Origin of the sequence: Vitiosangium sp. GDMCC 1.1324, assembly GCF_003044305.1 — a bacterium.
In the GTDB taxonomy this organism is placed as follows: Bacteria; Myxococcota; Myxococcia; order Myxococcales; family Myxococcaceae; genus Archangium.
In genome coordinates, this window is record NZ_PZOX01000010.1 from 314,741 (window position 1) to 329,890 (window position 15,150).

General features: G+C 69.0%; 13 protein-coding genes. 4 read left to right on the top strand and 9 right to left on the bottom strand.

Annotated features, from left to right (window positions below):
* Nucleotides 1-96 precede the first annotated feature (96 nt).
* Nucleotides 97-777 carry a Crp/Fnr family transcriptional regulator gene (locus DAT35_RS28615; protein WP_108070800.1) on the top strand — a complete coding sequence of 227 codons (681 nt, stop codon included), beginning with the start codon at nt 97-99 and terminating at the stop codon, nt 775-777.
* Nucleotides 778-816: 39 nt separating this feature from the next.
* Here the strand turns inward: DAT35_RS28615 and DAT35_RS28620 are convergent, their stop codons facing one another.
* The 6 genes from DAT35_RS28620 to DAT35_RS28650 form a co-directional block, all read right to left on the bottom strand.
* Nucleotides 817-2,130, bottom strand: coding sequence for a M18 family aminopeptidase (locus DAT35_RS28620; protein ID WP_108070802.1), 1,314 nt, complete (start codon nt 2,128-2,130; stop codon nt 817-819).
* A gap of 66 nt (nt 2,131-2,196) precedes the next feature.
* The gene (locus DAT35_RS28625) at nt 2,197-3,606 is read right to left on the bottom strand and encodes a hypothetical protein (RefSeq protein WP_108070804.1); all 1,410 of its coding nucleotides are present in this window, start codon (nt 3,604-3,606) and stop codon (nt 2,197-2,199) included.
* Nucleotides 3,607-3,666: 60 nt separating this feature from the next.
* A complete protein-coding gene (locus DAT35_RS28630) occupies nt 3,667-5,130 on the bottom strand; it encodes a hypothetical protein (protein WP_108070807.1) in 1,464 nt (487 codons plus the stop codon).
* A gap of 97 nt (nt 5,131-5,227) precedes the next feature.
* Nucleotides 5,228-7,288 carry a S46 family peptidase gene (locus DAT35_RS28635; RefSeq protein WP_108070809.1) on the bottom strand — a complete coding sequence of 687 codons (2,061 nt, stop codon included), beginning with the start codon at nt 7,286-7,288 and terminating at the stop codon, nt 5,228-5,230.
* An 885-nt stretch (nt 7,289-8,173) separates the two neighbouring features.
* On the bottom strand, nt 8,174-9,274 hold the full coding sequence (locus DAT35_RS28645; protein ID WP_108070813.1) for a citrate synthase: 1,101 nt from the start codon (nt 9,272-9,274) through the stop codon (nt 8,174-8,176).
* 106 nt (nt 9,275-9,380) lie between these two features.
* The gene (locus DAT35_RS28650; protein WP_108070815.1) at nt 9,381-10,637 is read right to left on the bottom strand and encodes a hypothetical protein; all 1,257 of its coding nucleotides are present in this window, start codon (nt 10,635-10,637) and stop codon (nt 9,381-9,383) included.
* A 194-nt stretch (nt 10,638-10,831) separates the two neighbouring features.
* Here DAT35_RS28650 and DAT35_RS28655 point away from each other — a divergent pair, with 194 nt between their 5' ends.
* On the top strand, nt 10,832-11,380 hold the full coding sequence (locus tag DAT35_RS28655) for a TlpA disulfide reductase family protein (RefSeq protein WP_108070817.1): 549 nt from the start codon (nt 10,832-10,834) through the stop codon (nt 11,378-11,380).
* A 154-nt stretch (nt 11,381-11,534) separates the two neighbouring features.
* Nucleotides 11,535-12,098 (top strand): bacterioferritin, encoded by a 564-nt coding sequence (locus DAT35_RS28660; RefSeq protein WP_108070818.1) that lies wholly within the window; start codon nt 11,535-11,537, stop codon nt 12,096-12,098.
* Between the two features lie 15 nt (nt 12,099-12,113).
* On the opposite strand, the gene DAT35_RS28665 is transcribed toward DAT35_RS28660, so the two are convergent.
* The 3 genes from DAT35_RS28665 to DAT35_RS28675 are packed head-to-tail and all read right to left on the bottom strand — an operon-like array spanning nt 12,114 to nt 13,660.
* Nucleotides 12,114-12,410 carry a hypothetical protein gene (locus DAT35_RS28665; protein WP_108070820.1) on the bottom strand — a complete coding sequence of 99 codons (297 nt, stop codon included), beginning with the start codon at nt 12,408-12,410 and terminating at the stop codon, nt 12,114-12,116.
* Nucleotides 12,407-12,958, bottom strand: coding sequence for an RNA polymerase sigma factor (locus DAT35_RS28670; protein ID WP_108070822.1), 552 nt, complete (start codon nt 12,956-12,958; stop codon nt 12,407-12,409). Before DAT35_RS28670 ends, DAT35_RS28665 begins: the two co-directional genes overlap by 4 nt.
* Nucleotides 12,959-12,970: 12 nt before the next feature.
* The gene (locus tag DAT35_RS28675; RefSeq protein ID WP_108070824.1) at nt 12,971-13,660 is read right to left on the bottom strand and encodes a DUF6249 domain-containing protein; all 690 of its coding nucleotides are present in this window, start codon (nt 13,658-13,660) and stop codon (nt 12,971-12,973) included.
* A gap of 206 nt (nt 13,661-13,866) precedes the next feature.
* On the opposite strand from DAT35_RS28675, the gene DAT35_RS28680 reads away from it, so the two are divergent.
* Nucleotides 13,867-15,144, top strand: coding sequence for a hypothetical protein (locus tag DAT35_RS28680; RefSeq protein WP_158501910.1), 1,278 nt, complete (start codon nt 13,867-13,869; stop codon nt 15,142-15,144).
* Nucleotides 15,145-15,150: the final 6 nt, after the last annotated feature.

A 15,150-nucleotide genomic window follows, 5' to 3' on the forward strand; every position in this document is an offset into this window, starting at 1 on the left:
CAAGCAGGCGAGGGCTCACCCCACCCTGGTCCGGTTGCGCGGCTCCGTGCAAGATGAACTCCCCCCAGGCAGCGCCCACCAGGAAGGCCGCACGCCATGTCTCATTCCAATCTCCTCGCCCAGGTGCCTCTGTTCTCGTCCCTCGGGTCCGACGACCAGGAGCGGCTCTCCGCGCGTCTGCAATCCCGGCGCTACCCCCGGGGGGAGGTCATCTTCCATCAGGGCGACACGGGGACGGACCTCTACATCATCCGCGAGGGCGAGGTGACCATCCGCCTCAGTGCACCGGATGGAAGGGAGGTCTCCCTGGCGCTCCTGAGGCGGGGAGACGCCTTCGGAGAGCTGGCGCTGCTGGACGAAGCCCCCCGCTCGACGGACGCGGTGGCGCGCGAGGAGACGCACCTGCTGAGCCTGCACCGCGCGGACCTGCAACGCTTCCTGCAGGAGAGGCCCCAGGTGGTGCCGACCCTGCTGGCCGAGCTGAGCCGGCTGGTGAGGCGGGTCACACGGACGGTGCACGATGCCAGCTTCCTGGATGCACGTGCCCGCCTGGCGCGCGTCCTCCTGGACCTGGCCCAGACCCAGGGCCAGCCCGGTACCGAGGGGGTGGCCCTCACCTCCCGCCTCACCCAGACCGAGCTGGCCAACCTGGCCGGCCTCACCCGCGAGAGCACCAACCGGTGGCTGCGCTTCTACGTCCGTGAGGGGCTGCTGACCTACGAGGAGGGGCGCATCACGCTGCTGGAGCCCGACCACCTCCGCATGAACGCGGATTGAGCCTGGCGCCCCTGAGCTCGCGGGCGGCCGGACAGCCGCTCAGCGGACGAAGAAGCGGCGCAGCACGGAGATCATCGCCGCCACGTCCGCCGCGGCGGCCATCTCGCGGATGGAGTGCATGGAGAGCATGGGGCTGCCCACGTCCACGGTGCGGATGCCGAGCTCCCCGGCGCTGATGGGGCCGATGGTGCTGCCGCACCCGAGGTCCGTCCGCGTGACGAAATTCTGGGGCGTCACGCCCACCTCCCGGCAGCAGAGGGCGAACCACGCCCACGTCTCGCCGTCGGTGGCGTAGGACTGGTTGACGTTGGACTTGATGACCGGGCCCGCGCCCAGCAGCGGCTGGTGCTTGGGCTCGTGCATGGACGCGTAGTTGGGATGCAGCGCATGCGCCATGTCCGCCGACACCATGAAGGAGTGGCGGATGCTCCGGTGGAAGGAGTCCCGCCGCCCGTCCGAGTGCGCCAGGGTGATGCGCTCGAGCAGATCCCTCAGGAAGGGAGAGGCGGCCCCCTGGGCGCTGACGCTGCCACACTCCTCGTGGTCGTAGAGGACGACACCACAGGTGGCCTCGCTCGGCCCGCGCATCGCCAGCAGCGCGGACAGGCCGGCGTGGCTGCTGGCCAGGTTGTCCAGGCGCGGCGCGTTCAGGAACTCGCCGGAGGCGCCGGAGCGGGTGGAGGGCTGCAAATCATAGAGGCACAGGTCGAAGCCGAGGATGTCACCTGACTCCACGCGGGCTCCCCCGCGGGCCAGCTCCTCGACGAGCATCGCCTTGAGGTCCACCGGACCCGAGCGCTCCAGGGCGAGCACCGGCACCAGGTGCTCCTGGGCATTGAGCTTGAGGCCGTCGGTGTTGACGGAGCGGTTGAGATGGATGGCGAGGTTGGGGATGCGCAACAGCGGGCGGCGGTAGTCCACCAGGTGGTGCGTGAGGCGCCCGTCCTTCGCCGTCACCACGCGGCCGGCAACCGACAGGTCTCGGTCCATCCAGGTGGTGTAGAGGACGCCGCCATACACCTCCACGCCGAGCTGATGGAAGCCGGAGCGCAACACCTGGGGGTTGGGCTTGAGGCGGAGGTTGGGCGAGTCCGTATGGGCACCCACCAGGCGGAAGCCGGCGCGGTCCACCGGCGCGGTGCCGAGGTGGAAGGCGGCGATGCTGGTGTCCCCCCGGGTGACGAACACCTTGTCCCCGGGCTTGAGATCCCAGGGCTCGCGCTCGTCGAGGGCGCGGTAGCCCTGGGCGGTCAGGCGGCGGATGCTCTCGCGCACCGCGTGGTAGGGCGTGGGCGAGGCATCGATGAAGGCCAACAAATCATTGGCGGCGGCGTTGGTATCGGAGGGAGTCATCCCCTCCAGGCTAGCGCCGCCGCCGGGCCCCGCCACAGGAAAGGCGGGACCCGTGCCGGGGAGTGTCTACTTGGTGGGTGCGGGCACGGAGGCCTGCGCATCACCCGCAGGCTCCACCCCGTTGTACACGGCCGGCAACGAGGCCGACACCACGCCCACGTAGTAGAAGCCGTTGTAGCCCTGGCCGTTCCTGCCGTCGAACAGCTGCACGAAATAGCGGTCCCCGTTGTCCTGGCCCTTGGCCGGCTTCACGCCGCAGTCCAGCTTCTGATCCTTGTCCACGGCGCAGATCCACGCCGAGCCGCTGTTGTAGGCGATGTCCAGCGAGTACACCTGCGGCAGCTCGCTCGCGAGGCGCTGGCCCATGGGGCGGTAGTCCGGGTTCCAGGGCAGACCCTTCACCTGGCGCGGGTGGAGGTTGCCGCTCACCACCAGCAGCGCGCGCTTCTGGGACTTGAGGGCCACGTCCCGCACCGTCTTCGCCATGGCCTCCTCGCGCGCATCCCCATCGAGCGGCGGGCGATCAAAGGCGAAGACCTGCACGTCCAGCCCCTGGCTGCGCAGCTTGCGCAGGGCATCGATGAGGAACACCACGCCCTCGCTGTTACGGCCATCCGGGTAGGGGCTGCGCCAGAAGGGGCTCTCCATCAGCTTCGCCCAGTCCTCCTGCTTGCCCGGGCTGGCCAGGAAGGCCTCCAGCCGCGCCTGGTTCATGTCCGGCACCTCCAGGCCCACCGTCACGGGGATGCCCTGGGTGGCCACCTGGCACACGCTCTGGGCCACGAAGTGCGGCACCTGCTGCGTGCCGTGCAGCTCGCCCAGCAGCACCACGTTGCCAGCACGCGCCAACTTGCCCAGCCCCAGGATGGGGACGCCGCACTCGATGGAGGCGTCCTTCGTCACCACCACGTCCGGGCTGTCGGCGGACTTCTTCGCGTTCTGCGCGAGCACCGGGGAGATCTTGCGGAAGATCTTCCACTCCATCGCCATGTCGCGAGCGGTGTGCCGGGACTGGCCCACGAGGACGGCGTTGTCGTCCGCCTTCTGCATCTCCAACTGGGCGGCCATGTCGCTGCCGAGACCCGTGGGGTTGTCGGCGGTTCGCCCGTCCACGGTCCACAGCAGATCACTGCCCGGAGCCTGCAGCGCCTTGTTGACGCTGCGGGTATCGCGGGTGATGACCACCTTGCAGCGGTGGGGACCCTCGGGCTTCGCGATGACCAGGTAGCGGTGCCAGTAGGCCGCCACCTTGGAGCCGGCGAACTCCTCGCGCCACTCCGTCTCCAACTGGGCTCCGCCCGGGGTCTCCCGGAAGGCGAAGCCATTCACCGAGAAATAGGCACGTACCTGCGGCCAGACCTCGTCGATCGGCTGGTCGTAGATGGCCTCCTCGTCAGGAGTGAAGTCAACGAAGCGCGACGAACACCCCGACAACGTCGCGAGCAGCAACAGGCAACCGACGGCCATCCTTCTCATGCAGGACTTCCTCCTGGGTTCTAGGCCGGGTACCGCGGAACGAGCCGCGAGCACCGGTTCTTACATCGGGTGGGAGCCAGCGGTGTTCTGGCCAGGACGCACCGCTGGAGGAGAAGCCGACACCGGACCCACGTAGAAGACGCCGTGGAAGCCGGACTCGTTCGGCTGCTCGAAGAAGGAGATGAAGTACCTGTCTCCATTGTTCTTGCCCTTCGTGGACCGCTCGCCGCACTCGAGCGTCTCGCCCACGGAGCAGATCCACGCGGTGCCGCTGTCATAGGCCACGTCCAGCGACACCAGGGAGGACAGCTTGCGGGCGAGCATGTAGCCCATGGGGCGATAGCCCAGGTCCCACGGCACGCCGGGCAGGATGCGCGGGTGGACATTCCCGGTGGCGATGACGAAGAAGCGCTCCGCGCCCGCCTCCACCTGGGAGAGGATGCTCCCGGCCATGGCCGCCTCGCGGGCCTCGCCCTGCAGCTCCGGGTGATCGAAGACGAAGACCTTCACGTCCAGCCCCTGGGCGCGCAGCCAGCGCAGCTGCTCCAGCAACTGGGCCACCGCCTCGCTGCTGCGACCATCCGGGTAGGGGCTGCGCCAGAAGGGGCTCTCCATCAGCAGCGCATGCTCCTGCGCGGAGCCGTCGCTGGCGATGAAGCGCCGCACCCGCTCCTGCTCCTCCACCGGCAGCTCCAGGCCCACCGTCACCGGGATGCCGCGGGCGGACACCTGGCAGGCGCTCAGCGCCACGAAGCGGGGCACCTCGCGCGTGCCATGCAGCTCCCCCAGCAACATCACCGAGCCCCGCTGGGCGCGCCCGGCCAGCCCGATGATGGGCATGCCGCACTCGATGGAGACGTTGCCCGGCTCCTGCCTCGCCGCCGACAGCGCCGCCCCCTGCAGGCCCTGCTTGCGCGCGTCCAACCCCGGGGCGATGGCATCCCTCAGCACCCACTCCATTCCAAAGTCCCTCGCCCCCAGCAGGGACTCGCCCGCGACGCCCGGCACCCGCGTGGCCAGGGTGACGTTCGACACCGACTCGGAGGGGACGAAGCGCAGCCGCGGCTCCATGCTGGGGAGGCGCACATCCATCTCCTCCATGCGCAGGCCCCCACCCGGCAGCCCGTCATTGCCGGGGCCCGGGAAGCGGCTCGCCTCGAAGTCCGGCTGCTTCGCCTCATAGACAGGGGCCCCGTCCGGGCTGCGGCTGGAGCGGATGACCCACACCCGGCAACGAGAGGGGCTCTCCCGCTTGCCGACGACGGTGTAGCGGTGCCAGTAGCCCGCCACCGCCGAGCCGGGGAACTCCTCGCGCCAGTCCGTCTGCAACACGAAGTTGGCCGCGTCCTCCCGGGCCCGGAACCCGCGCTCCTGGAACCAGCTCCGCACCGAGGGCCAGACCTCCTCCAGCGGGTGCTCGTAGGAGGCCTCCTCCTGCTTCTCCAGCAGGAGGTTGCCCTGTCGGGAGGCGCACCCCATCAGCCCCCCCACGAGGAGAACCGAGTAGAAGATGGCCGCTCGCATCCATACCTCCCCAAAGACGTCATGCCCGCAGACGTCTTAACGAATTTGACGGGAGAACATACTGCCCGGAAATGAACGGATTTTCCCAGGCTGTATCCTACCCCCCACCACCCTGCCCCAGTTCATCCAGGAGCCGGCGGGCATTGTAGACCTTGCGCAGGCCTTCGAGGATGCCCTGGCTGTGGACGGAGACGGTGCGGTTGAGGGACTCGTCGAACCCGTACTCGCCGCCCAGGGAGTAGATGTTGCCGTCGAAGACGATGCCGACGATCTCCGCGTCCTTGTTGAAGATGGGCGAGCCCGAGTTGCCACCGATGATGTCGTTGGTGCTCACGAAGTTGAAGGGCGTCTGGAGGTCCAACCGGGGCCTGGCCTGGAGCCAGCTGGGAGGCAGGCGGAAGGGATCCTCCCCGGTGGCGCGCTCGAAGAGACCCGCGATCCGGGTGAGGGGCTCCACCTGCTTCCCGTTGTGCTCGAAGCCCTTCACCTGCCCGAAGGACAGACGGAGCGTGAAGGTGGCATCCGGGTAGATGCTGGTGCCATAGGCCTCGAAGCGGGCCCGGGCGATGAGCTCGCCATTCTTGTCGATGACGGAGTCCACCTGATCCTCATAGCGCTTGCGGATGGCGCGAGCCTCCTCGTCCAGGGAGCGGACGAGCTCCAGCATCGGATCCTTGGAGTCACGAACGGCCGCCGCCCCGCCCTGGTAGAGCTGGCGGCGCACCTGCGGGCTCGCCAGGCGGGTGCCGGCCACCGCCTTGCGCGCGAGCGCCTGGGGGGACTGCTTGCCGAGCACCTTCTTCACCACCGGGTCATCCGGCCCGAGCTGCTCGCGCAGCTTCGTCAGGTAGAAGGTGAGCAGCGCCTCCTCCAGCTTGGGGTAGACGGGAGCCGGGCTGAAGAGCTGCTGCTCCAGCTCCGGCTTGCGAGCCTCGGCGTACTCCTCCAACCGCTGCTCGTTGGGCTTGGCCTGCTCCTCCGCCGCTCGGACGAGCTGACGCGCGTAGCCAAAGAGGTCCGAGCCCGTGCCGGCGCCCTGCTCCAGGATCCGCAGCCGGATGCGCATGTCGCGCAGCGTGTCCGTGGCCCGGGCGATGTTGTCCCAGGCCTGGCCGTAGCGCTTCTGCCGCTCGGGGTCGGCCTTCACCCAATCGCGCAGCTTCTGCTCCTCGGCCACCTTGGTGGCGAAGAACTCCCGGTTCACGAGCGCCTCGCGGCGGCCGACCAGGGCCTTGTAGGAGTTCTCCACGCCGAACTTGAGGTTGTTGGAGATACGGGTGAACTCGGGGCCGCGCTGCTGGAACTCGTCGAGCAGCCCCCGGAGCTGCGCGAGTTGGACGAGACGCTCGGGCAGGGCGTAGTCGCGCTGGTACTGGAGCTGGGCCACCGTCAGCAGGCGAGAGGTGCCCCCCGGGTGCCCGGCCACGAAGGTCAGCTCGCCGGGCTGCGCGCCCTGGGGTGACCATCGGAAGTAGTCGTCCAGCTTCGCCGGCTTGCCGTCCTGGTACACACGCACGAAGGACACGTCGTAGTCGTAGCGGGGGAACTCGAAGTTGTCTGGGTCACCGCCGAAGAAGGCGATGGCCTCCTCGGGAGCGAACACCAGCCGCACGTCCTGGAAGCGCTGGTACTTGTAGAGGTTGTACATGCCGCCCTGGTACAGGGTCACCACGTCACAGCGGATGTCCGGAGCGGTGGCGCACGCCTTCTCCAGCCGGGCGATCTCCGCGCGCTGCGCGTCGCGGAAGGCCGCGCCCTCCTTGCCCTGGACGACCCGCATCACCGCGTCGGTGACATCGGAGATGTCCACCAGCTTGTTGACCTCGAAGGCCGGGCACTGCTTCTCCTGCTGCGCGGTGGCGGCGTAGAAGCCCTTCACGATGAAGTCGCTCTGCGGGGTGGAGAGCTGCTGCACGCACTCGCGGACGCAGTGGTGATTGGTCATCACCAGACCATTGGGAGAGACGAAGCTGGCCGAGCAACCTCCGGCGATGCGGGCCGCGGAGAGCCGGACCTTCTTCAACCACTCCGGGCTGGGAGCGAACCCGTAGCGCGCCTTCACCAGCTCGGAGGGGAAGTTGTTGAAGGTCCACATCCCCTCGTCGGCGCGGGCAAGCCCGGCGGCGAGCAGGAAGAGGACGGGGAGCAACCGTGTCATGCGGGGTCTCCTTGACGGGCGAATCTCGTGCCGCCGGATTTCGCGCCCACCTGGAGAGTCGGGTCAAAGACTTGTGTGCACGACCCGTCCGCATCGTCCGCCCTCGGACACGCGCGCTCGGGGAAGGTGCCCACCAGCGGACGGACCCGGGGCAAGCCCAGCCGGACAAAAATGGCGAAAGTCGAGTCAGAGCTTTCCGCGCACGAGCACCGTGCGGTGCCCCAGCAACTCTGTCATCTCGCGCACGAAACTTGAGGAAAGAGGCGGCCAGTTCCAGAACGTAAGTCCCAAGTTGCCGAACCCGCAGGGGGACTCACCGCTCCATTCGGCAACTCGCTCTGGCCGCCCGCACTTGGGGCAGTCGAAGGTGGCCGAATCGTCGCCCTGGTGCCATACACCGACTGCATCAACCCAGGGGTCGCTGTAGGGATCGAAGCGAGCCCCGCACATGCGGCACGTCAAGTCCGTGTAAGGCGTCCAGAAGAACGTCCGACCCACCGTTATTTCGAGGCCATTCGTCAAATAGCGGAAGGCATCCGACGAGGGATTCTCCAATACGGTGGTGTGAGCGGCCCCTGGTGGATGCCCTGACTCACCCAACGTGCAATCCGAGAGCACGGGCTCGATGATGCGTCGAGAAACGAGCCACCCTCGAACGTTCTCCGCGAGGCGGGGTGCCTCCTCCGCAGATACGTCACTGTCGACAAGGACCTGGAACCTGTCACCCATACCGGAGAACGTACCGAGCCATCCTGCGGCAAGCTACCTCTCACGTTGACGAAGCACCAATCACGGGCTGGTCACCCGTGATGTTGTACAAGCCGCACGCCTCCCGAGAGGACCTGCACCTCCCAGACTATCGGCCCGCCTGACACGCCTCCGCGCTCAGCCTGGCATCGGCCCCACGTAGCGCGACGCAGGACGGATGAGCCGGCCGGTGGCCCGCTGCTCGGAGATATGACCCAGCCACCCGGCCACACGCCCACAGGCGAACGCGGCCGAGAACAGCTCGCGATCGAGCCCCACCGCGTCGAGCAACACCGCCGTGTAGAACTCCACGTTCGCGCGCAGCGGCCGGTCCGGGTAGCGCTGGCGGAGGAGCTCGTCGGCCGCGCGCTCCACCGCTCGTGCCAGCGCGAGCCGATCCGTCCGCAGTCCCCCCTTCTCGAGCCGCTCGATGGCGCGCTCCAGAACCGCCGCTCGAGGGTCTCTCACCCGGTAGATGCGATGGCCCATACCCATGATGCGGCGCCCGGCTCGCAGCTCCGCCTCGAGCCACGCGGCGGCCCGTTCCGGACGGCCAATGGCATCCAGCATGTCCAGCACCGGCCCAGGTGCGCCACCGTGTAGCGGCCCCTTCAACGCCCCGATGGCGCCCACCACCGCCGACACCGCATCCGAGCCCGTCGAGGCAATCACCCGCGCCGTGAACGTGGACGCATTCAGCCCATGGTCGGAGACGGTGACCAGATAGGCATCGAGCCCGGCGGCCCGCTCGGGCTGGGACTCACCGCCCACCATGCGCAACACGTCCGCCGCGTGGGACAGGGCCGGATCCGGCCGCACGGGCGCCAGTCCGCGCCGCCGCCTCGCCCATGCCCCCGTGAACACCGCCAGGGCTCCCGTCATCAGGATGAACGTGTCCAGCTCACGTCCCGGGAGCACCGGAACATGGGCCGCCGCGGCCCGAAGCGCGTCCATCGCATCCGGTGCCTCGAGCGCATCCCCTACCCGCTCGAGCAACCCGAAGGCTCGCACCCGCGCCTCGCCCAGGGCCCTCTGGAGCGACGGAGGCAAGGCCTCCTTCGCATACGGTGCCCAGAGCTTCGCGCATACATCCTCGAAGGAGATCGTCCCGGCGAGTGACTCGACATCACCGCCAGCAATCACCAACCGTCCCCGCTCGCCGTCCACCTCGCTCAACCGGGTCTCCGCTACCACCACACCCTCGAGACCCGCCTGCACCGCTGCCTGCGTCGCGTCCATATTCGTGGTCCTCCGACGCAAGCTTTAATTTCCACCCTCCGGGCTCGAAACTCGATTCGACAATCGACATGTCGCGCTCGAGCCTCCCAACCAGGCGTCCCTCCCCTCAGAGAGGAATGAAGCGCACGAACAGCACCGCCGCCAACAGCAACACACCGGCCCCCACCGCGAGGACTCCATCCCGGCCCTGTGTCGCGCTGCCGGCATAGGTCGCGGGACGAAGGTGGGCCTCCACCACATGGGCCAGCCCCAGCCCGAGGCTGAACACCAGCAACACCAGCCAGGAGCGCAGCAGCCCGGAATGACTCCCGCGCCGCAAGTCATTGCAAAGAATCTGGTGGCGCGGGCTCAGCTCGCTCCACCGCACCACCCGCAGCGGGCCTGGAGTGGCCACGAGCGCCTCGCAGCCCAGCAGCCGAGTCACCCGCAGGCTCCACTCCGGCGCCGGGGCGGCCCGGAGGACGCCACCGGAGCCCCCCGGCGATGGGGTGAGGGGCGCGGGCCCCGAGGCCGTCTCCACGTCGGCCAGCACCTGAGCGGGGAGCCCGGGATGGGTGAGCACCAACGCCGAGACCGGACGCGCCGCACGGGCCAGGAGGCCCACCGGACCAGGGGTGTCGGAGAACCACGAGACCGGCACCGCGCCGAGCAGGGTGAGCACCAGCATGCAGCCCACGCCCACCGGGGGTCCGAGCAGGCTGGGCGAGTCCTCCTCGCGCAAGGCGAAACCGAAGGCTCCTCCCAGCAGACCCCACCAGCCCAAGAGGGCGAGGATGGCACTCCAGTCCACACCCTCCTCCCCTCGCGGGAGCGTCCCGAGCACCAGCCCCATGCCCACCACGGTCGTCGCGGCGCAGAGCCCGGCGAAGACGCCGTGAAAGAGATTGGACGGCAACGAGTGCGAGGAGAAGTCACGCGCATGCAGCATCCAGGCGAAGACGGCACCCACCGGGAAGAAGGTGGCCACGCTGACGAGGAAGGGGCGCCACAGCGAGGCGAGGCGATCGCCCACCAGGTTCTCGCAGGCTCCCGCGAGGAAGACGAGGGAGAAGACCCCGATGGCCTTGAGGACACGGCGGCTCCGGCTCGACACCGTCCCCGCAGGGGGCGAGGACTCGGAGGGCTCGTGCTCGCCACGGGCCTCGCGGGCGGAGGCACGCACGTGCTCGGAGAGGAAGTCCACGACAATGCCCAGCGAGGCCCCCACCGCGGGCGCGCGCACCACGCTCACCCAGTCCTGAAACCAGGCCTGGAGGACGACCCACACCATCCACGCCAGGACGACCCCCGCGCTCCCCAGCAGCCCCCCATACAGCGCCTGCCGCCAGCGAACGTCCTCGGGAACCGAATCCAGCTTCGTCACGGGTGCACCCCCACCCAGACGATCATAGCGGGACCCCGTTGGCCCCGGCATGGCCGGCCCCGGGAACACCCGGCCCGCGCGTGCGTACCGGGGGAGCCGTTGCCTCGAGATTTCCGGGCGGGCCGCCCGCCATGGCCCGCGGCCTCGCCGACGTGCTCCGAGCACGGTGGCGCCCGGCCGGAGACCGGGGGACAATGCCCCTCATGAAACGGGTGCTGGAATCCCTGAGACACGCCTGGAGCCGGGCACGCGAGCGCGAGTGGGTGCGCCATGTGATGGACATCGGCATGGTGGCGCTCATCTTCATGGCGATCGCCACCTGGCAGACCCGTCACCTGCCGACGGGTGCTCCCGCGCCGGACTTCACCCTGCGCACCCTCTCCGGCGAGCAGGTGCGGCTGTCGGAGCTCCGGGGCAAACCGGTGGTGCTCTCCTTCTGGGCTCCCTGGTGCGGGGTGTGCAAGGCCGAGTCCTCCACCCTCTCCGGGCTCCAGGGCACGGTGGGCGGCTCGGCGCACGTGCTGTCCGTGGCGGTGGCCTACGAGCACGAGGAGGACGTGCGCCGTTTCGCGAAGGAGCACGAGGTGGACTACCCCGTGCTGCTCGGTGGCCCGGAGCTCATGCGGGCCTACGCCGTGGAGCAGTTCCCCACCACCTTCTTCGTGTCCTCCGAGGGCCGCATCGAGCGGGCCGCTGTCGGGTACACCACCCGGCTCGGGCTGCTCTGGCGGATGTGGCTGTAGGGGCACCGGGCGGCCTGGCGGAGCACGGTTGTCCGGGGAGCGGGCAACTTCGGATGCCCGGCTGTCCGCCCGCCGAGCACGTCCGGACAGACCCCCGGGGACCGTGGCCAATCCGGCTCCGCACTCCCTAGCTTGGCGCAAGGGAGAACACCGTATGGCCGACCCACAACAGCCTTTCATCACCGACATCAATGAGATCCGCCGCCGGGCTCGCGAGCACCTCGAAGAGGGCGCGCTCACCTCGGACTACGAGGGCGACGTCAAAGTCACCGTCAAGCTGCTCAACGACGCGCTGGCCACGGAGATCGTCTGCGTGCTGCGCTACACCTCGCACTACATCAGCGCGGTGGGCATCCACAGCGAGGCCGTGAAGGAGGAGTTCGGCCAGCACGCCCGCGAGGAACAGCAACACGCCCTGATGATCGCCGAGCGCATCAACCAGCTCGGGGGTCAGGCGAACTTCAACCCCGAGGGGATCACCACGCGCAGCGCGAGCCAGTTCGTCGAGGGACAGAACCTCGTGGACATGATCCGCGAGAACCTCGTGGCCGAGCGGATCGCCATCCAGACGTACCAGGAGATGATCCGCTACTTCGCCAACCACGATCCGGCCACCCGGCGGATGCTCGAGGAGATCCTCGCCAAGGAGGAGGAGCACGCCAACGACATGCACGACCTGCTCGTCGCGCACCAGGGCCGCCCGATGCTCGACAGCTGAGCGGCCCGGGCCCGCTCACGCCGTCAGGCGGTCGACGAAGTACCACAACAGGGCGGTCCCGAGGCTGCACGGGACAAAGAGGCTGCCCGCGCCCGTGGAGGAGAGCACCACGTCCCCTCCGCCCGTGGGCAGCAGCAGCGTCGCGGCCGCCACCAACCACGTGACGCCGAGGCCGAATGCGCGGCGTGCCGGCCGCTCGCGGGGGGGCAGACTTAGCAGGATCTGCTCCCGGAAGCCGTCATCGGAGAGCCCGGAGGGCAGTTGCCGCTGGAGCAGCGTGTCGAGCCAGGCCTCGTCATCGCGGCCGTTCATGGGACCTCCTCGAGTTGCCGGCGCAGCTTCTCCTTCGCGCGCGCGACGTGGGTCTTGAGCGTTCCCAGGGGGCAGTCGAGGACGACCGCCGCCTCCTCGTGGGTCAGCTCGTTGGCGTAGGTGAGGACGAGCGCGGCCCGCTCGCGGGGCTTGAGGGAAGCGAGCGCCCGCTCCAGGTCATAGCGCTCCAGGAGCGCGTCCGGAAGGGAGACACCCTCGGGACTTCCGGCCTCCAGGGCGGGAAGCTCCACGGGGGCCTCGCGGCTACCGCGGTCGCGGCTGAAGAACACGTTGCAGGCGATGCGGTAGAGCCAGGACGAGAACTTCGCCCCTCCCCGGTAGCCACGCAGCCCCCGGTAGGCGCGGAGGAAGGTCTCCTGCGCCAGATCATCCGCCTGCGCCAGGTCTCCCCCGGTCAGACGGCGCGCCAGACCGCGCACCGCGGACTGGTGCCGTGCCACCAGCTCGCCAAAGGCGCTGCGGTCGTCACGCACGAGCACCCGTGCGATGAGCTCGCTGTCCGAGGGGACTTCAGGAGGGGAGGCCATGGGGCGGGAGGGCTACAGCTGAGGCTCCGGCGAGAGAGCGGACGACAGCGGCCCCTTCCCCTGCTGCAGGCGCCAGACGATCAGGTGCCCCAGGCCGATGAGCAGGAGCGTCACCCCGACACCCCAGGCCCCCTCCGCGTTCGGGAGCGCGCCCAGGAAGATCGCCAGCCCCAGCCCCGCCGTGGACAGGATGATGCCCCGCCGCAGATCCGACGGCTTGCGCTTGGGAGGTGGCGCGAGCAACCCCTGGGGAATCTCCGCGCCCTTCTCCACCATCATGCGCACTGTCTCGTGGATCTGACGCGCCCTGCGGTAGCTGGCGTACAGCCACGCCAGGAAGGCCGTCAGCGTGCAGCCGAAGAAGGACATGCTGATGATGGCGGGCACGGGATCGAAGTGATCCCTGTCCAGCCGCCGCTCGCGCGTCTGGAGCAGCTCGAAGAGCTGGTCGGAGGTGAGCCGCCCCTCGGGATCCATCTCCTTCGCCTGGGCCGCCATCTCGGTCTCCAGTTCCTGGAACTCGGCCTCCAGTTCGCCCCGGCGGGCCTCCAGGGCCTGGCGCCGCGCTTCGAGTTCCGGCTGCCGCACCTTGGAAGGCGGAGAGGGGGGAACAGGAGGGGTTTCAGCGATGGGTGCGGCTTCGGCCCGCCCCGCTCCCGCCAGGGAGGCCAGGAGGCACACCGTGAGAATCTGACGCTTCATGCGAAAGCTCCTTACCGTCGGTTTCTTTCGGCGTTGAGACTCCCGGACCCGATTTCTTGGATTCACCCCCCTGATTTTTCCATGTCGTCCCCTCACCGTGTCGAGGAGTCCACGTGCATCACCCCCCCAGTGCTGGCATGGTGCGACCCTGGAATCCACCGGTGGGCCGCTTCGGCCGGAGAGCGGCCCCCGAACAGGACGCGAACATGCGCGACCGCCTGCTGCTGCTGGCGCTGGGGACTCTCTGGCTCGGACTTCCGGGCTGCTCCTCCACCTCCGAAGAGGACCCCCCCGAGGAAGGCCCCCACTATGACGGAGGCCCGGTCTCCTGGCACCGGGACGTGCTGCCCATCCTCCAGAACCGCTGCCAGGGCTGCCATACCGACAACGGTGTCGCCCCCTTCTCGCTGGAGACCTACGACCAGGCGTCCGGCATGCACGCGGCGCTGGCCAGCTCGATCCAGGCGCGCCGGATGCCTCCGTGGATGCCCGCGGAAGGCCCCCACCGCTTCCGGGATTCGCGGCGGCTGACGCAGGGTGAGGTGGACATCCTCTCCGCCTGGTCCGAGCAGGGTGCCCCCGAGGGAAACCCCCAGGACACGCCTCCTCCCCGGGAGCCCGCGCCGCCCCTCGAGTGGACCGACCTGACCGTCGGGCCCGCTGTGCCCTACACGCCCAAGGACACGGCCGCGGACGACTACCACTGCTTCCTGTTGGATCCCCACCTCGAGCGGGGGCGGGATCTGATCGGCTTCGAGGTGATGCCAGGAGTGAAGCAGCAGGTACACCACGTGCTCCTCTTCGCCGCGCCCCGCAAGGCGGCGCTCGCCCGGGATGCGCGCGAGGCCGAGCCTGGGTGGACGTGCTTCGGTGACTCGGGGGTGGACAACGAGTCGCTGCTCGGGGCGTGGGCGCCGGGCTCTCCGCCCACCCGCTACCCGGAAGGCACGGGCGTGAGCGTGGCGGCCGACTCGGTGCTCGTCATGCAGGTGCACTACAACATCTCCCAGCGCTCCACCGAGCCGCCCCAGGGCATCACCGCCTCGGATGTCAGCGCGATGCACGGAGAGGCCAGGCCGGACCTCACACGCATGGCCTTGCAGTTCTCGCGCGAGCCCGTGGCGAAACCGGCCTCCCTGTATGCCCTGGTCGATGGAGACTTCGCCATTCCCGCGGGGGCGACGGGCTACACCCACCACGCGAAGCAGTACGTGCCCGCTGGCACCCTCTGGGGCGTGCTGCCGCACATGCACACCAAGGGCAGGCGCATCACAGTGGAGAAGGGAGGAGACTCCCTCATCGAGATTCCGGCGTGGGACTTCCACTGGCAGCAGATGTACTTCTACAAGAAGCCCCTCGAGGTGCCGCTCTTCAGCCAGCTGAAGCTCACCTGCACCTGGGACAATCCCACGTCCCGCACGGTGAGGTGGGGCGAGGGCACCGATGACGAGATGTGTCTGGCCTACCTGTACATGACGGAGTGACTCGCT

Bases quoted from the DNA above. Each gene is read 5' to 3' on its own strand.
- DAT35_RS28655 (WP_108070817.1), top strand. From the start codon at position 10,832: ATGCCCCTCATGAAACGGGTGCTGGAATCCCTGAGACACGCCTGGAGC.
- DAT35_RS28645 (WP_108070813.1), bottom strand. From the start codon at position 9,274: ATGGACGCGACGCAGGCAGCGGTGCAGGCGGGTCTCGAGGGTGTGGTG.
- DAT35_RS28625 (WP_108070804.1), bottom strand. From the start codon at position 3,606: ATGAGAAGGATGGCCGTCGGTTGCCTGTTGCTGCTCGCGACGTTGTCG.
- DAT35_RS28670 (WP_108070822.1), bottom strand. From the start codon at position 12,958: ATGGCCTCCCCTCCTGAAGTCCCCTCGGACAGCGAGCTCATCGCACGG.
- DAT35_RS28630 (WP_108070807.1), bottom strand. From the start codon at position 5,130: ATGCGAGCGGCCATCTTCTACTCGGTTCTCCTCGTGGGGGGGCTGATG.
- DAT35_RS28680 (WP_158501910.1), top strand. From the start codon at position 13,867: ATGCGCGACCGCCTGCTGCTGCTGGCGCTGGGGACTCTCTGGCTCGGA.
- DAT35_RS28675 (WP_108070824.1), bottom strand. From the start codon at position 13,660: ATGAAGCGTCAGATTCTCACGGTGTGCCTCCTGGCCTCCCTGGCGGGA.
- DAT35_RS28620 (WP_108070802.1), bottom strand. From the start codon at position 2,130: ATGACTCCCTCCGATACCAACGCCGCCGCCAATGATTTGTTGGCCTTC.
- DAT35_RS28660 (WP_108070818.1), top strand. From the start codon at position 11,535: ATGGCCGACCCACAACAGCCTTTCATCACCGACATCAATGAGATCCGC.
- DAT35_RS28615 (WP_108070800.1), top strand. From the start codon at position 97: ATGTCTCATTCCAATCTCCTCGCCCAGGTGCCTCTGTTCTCGTCCCTC.
- DAT35_RS28635 (WP_108070809.1), bottom strand. From the start codon at position 7,288: ATGACACGGTTGCTCCCCGTCCTCTTCCTGCTCGCCGCCGGGCTTGCC.
- DAT35_RS28665 (WP_108070820.1), bottom strand. From the start codon at position 12,410: ATGAACGGCCGCGATGACGAGGCCTGGCTCGACACGCTGCTCCAGCGG.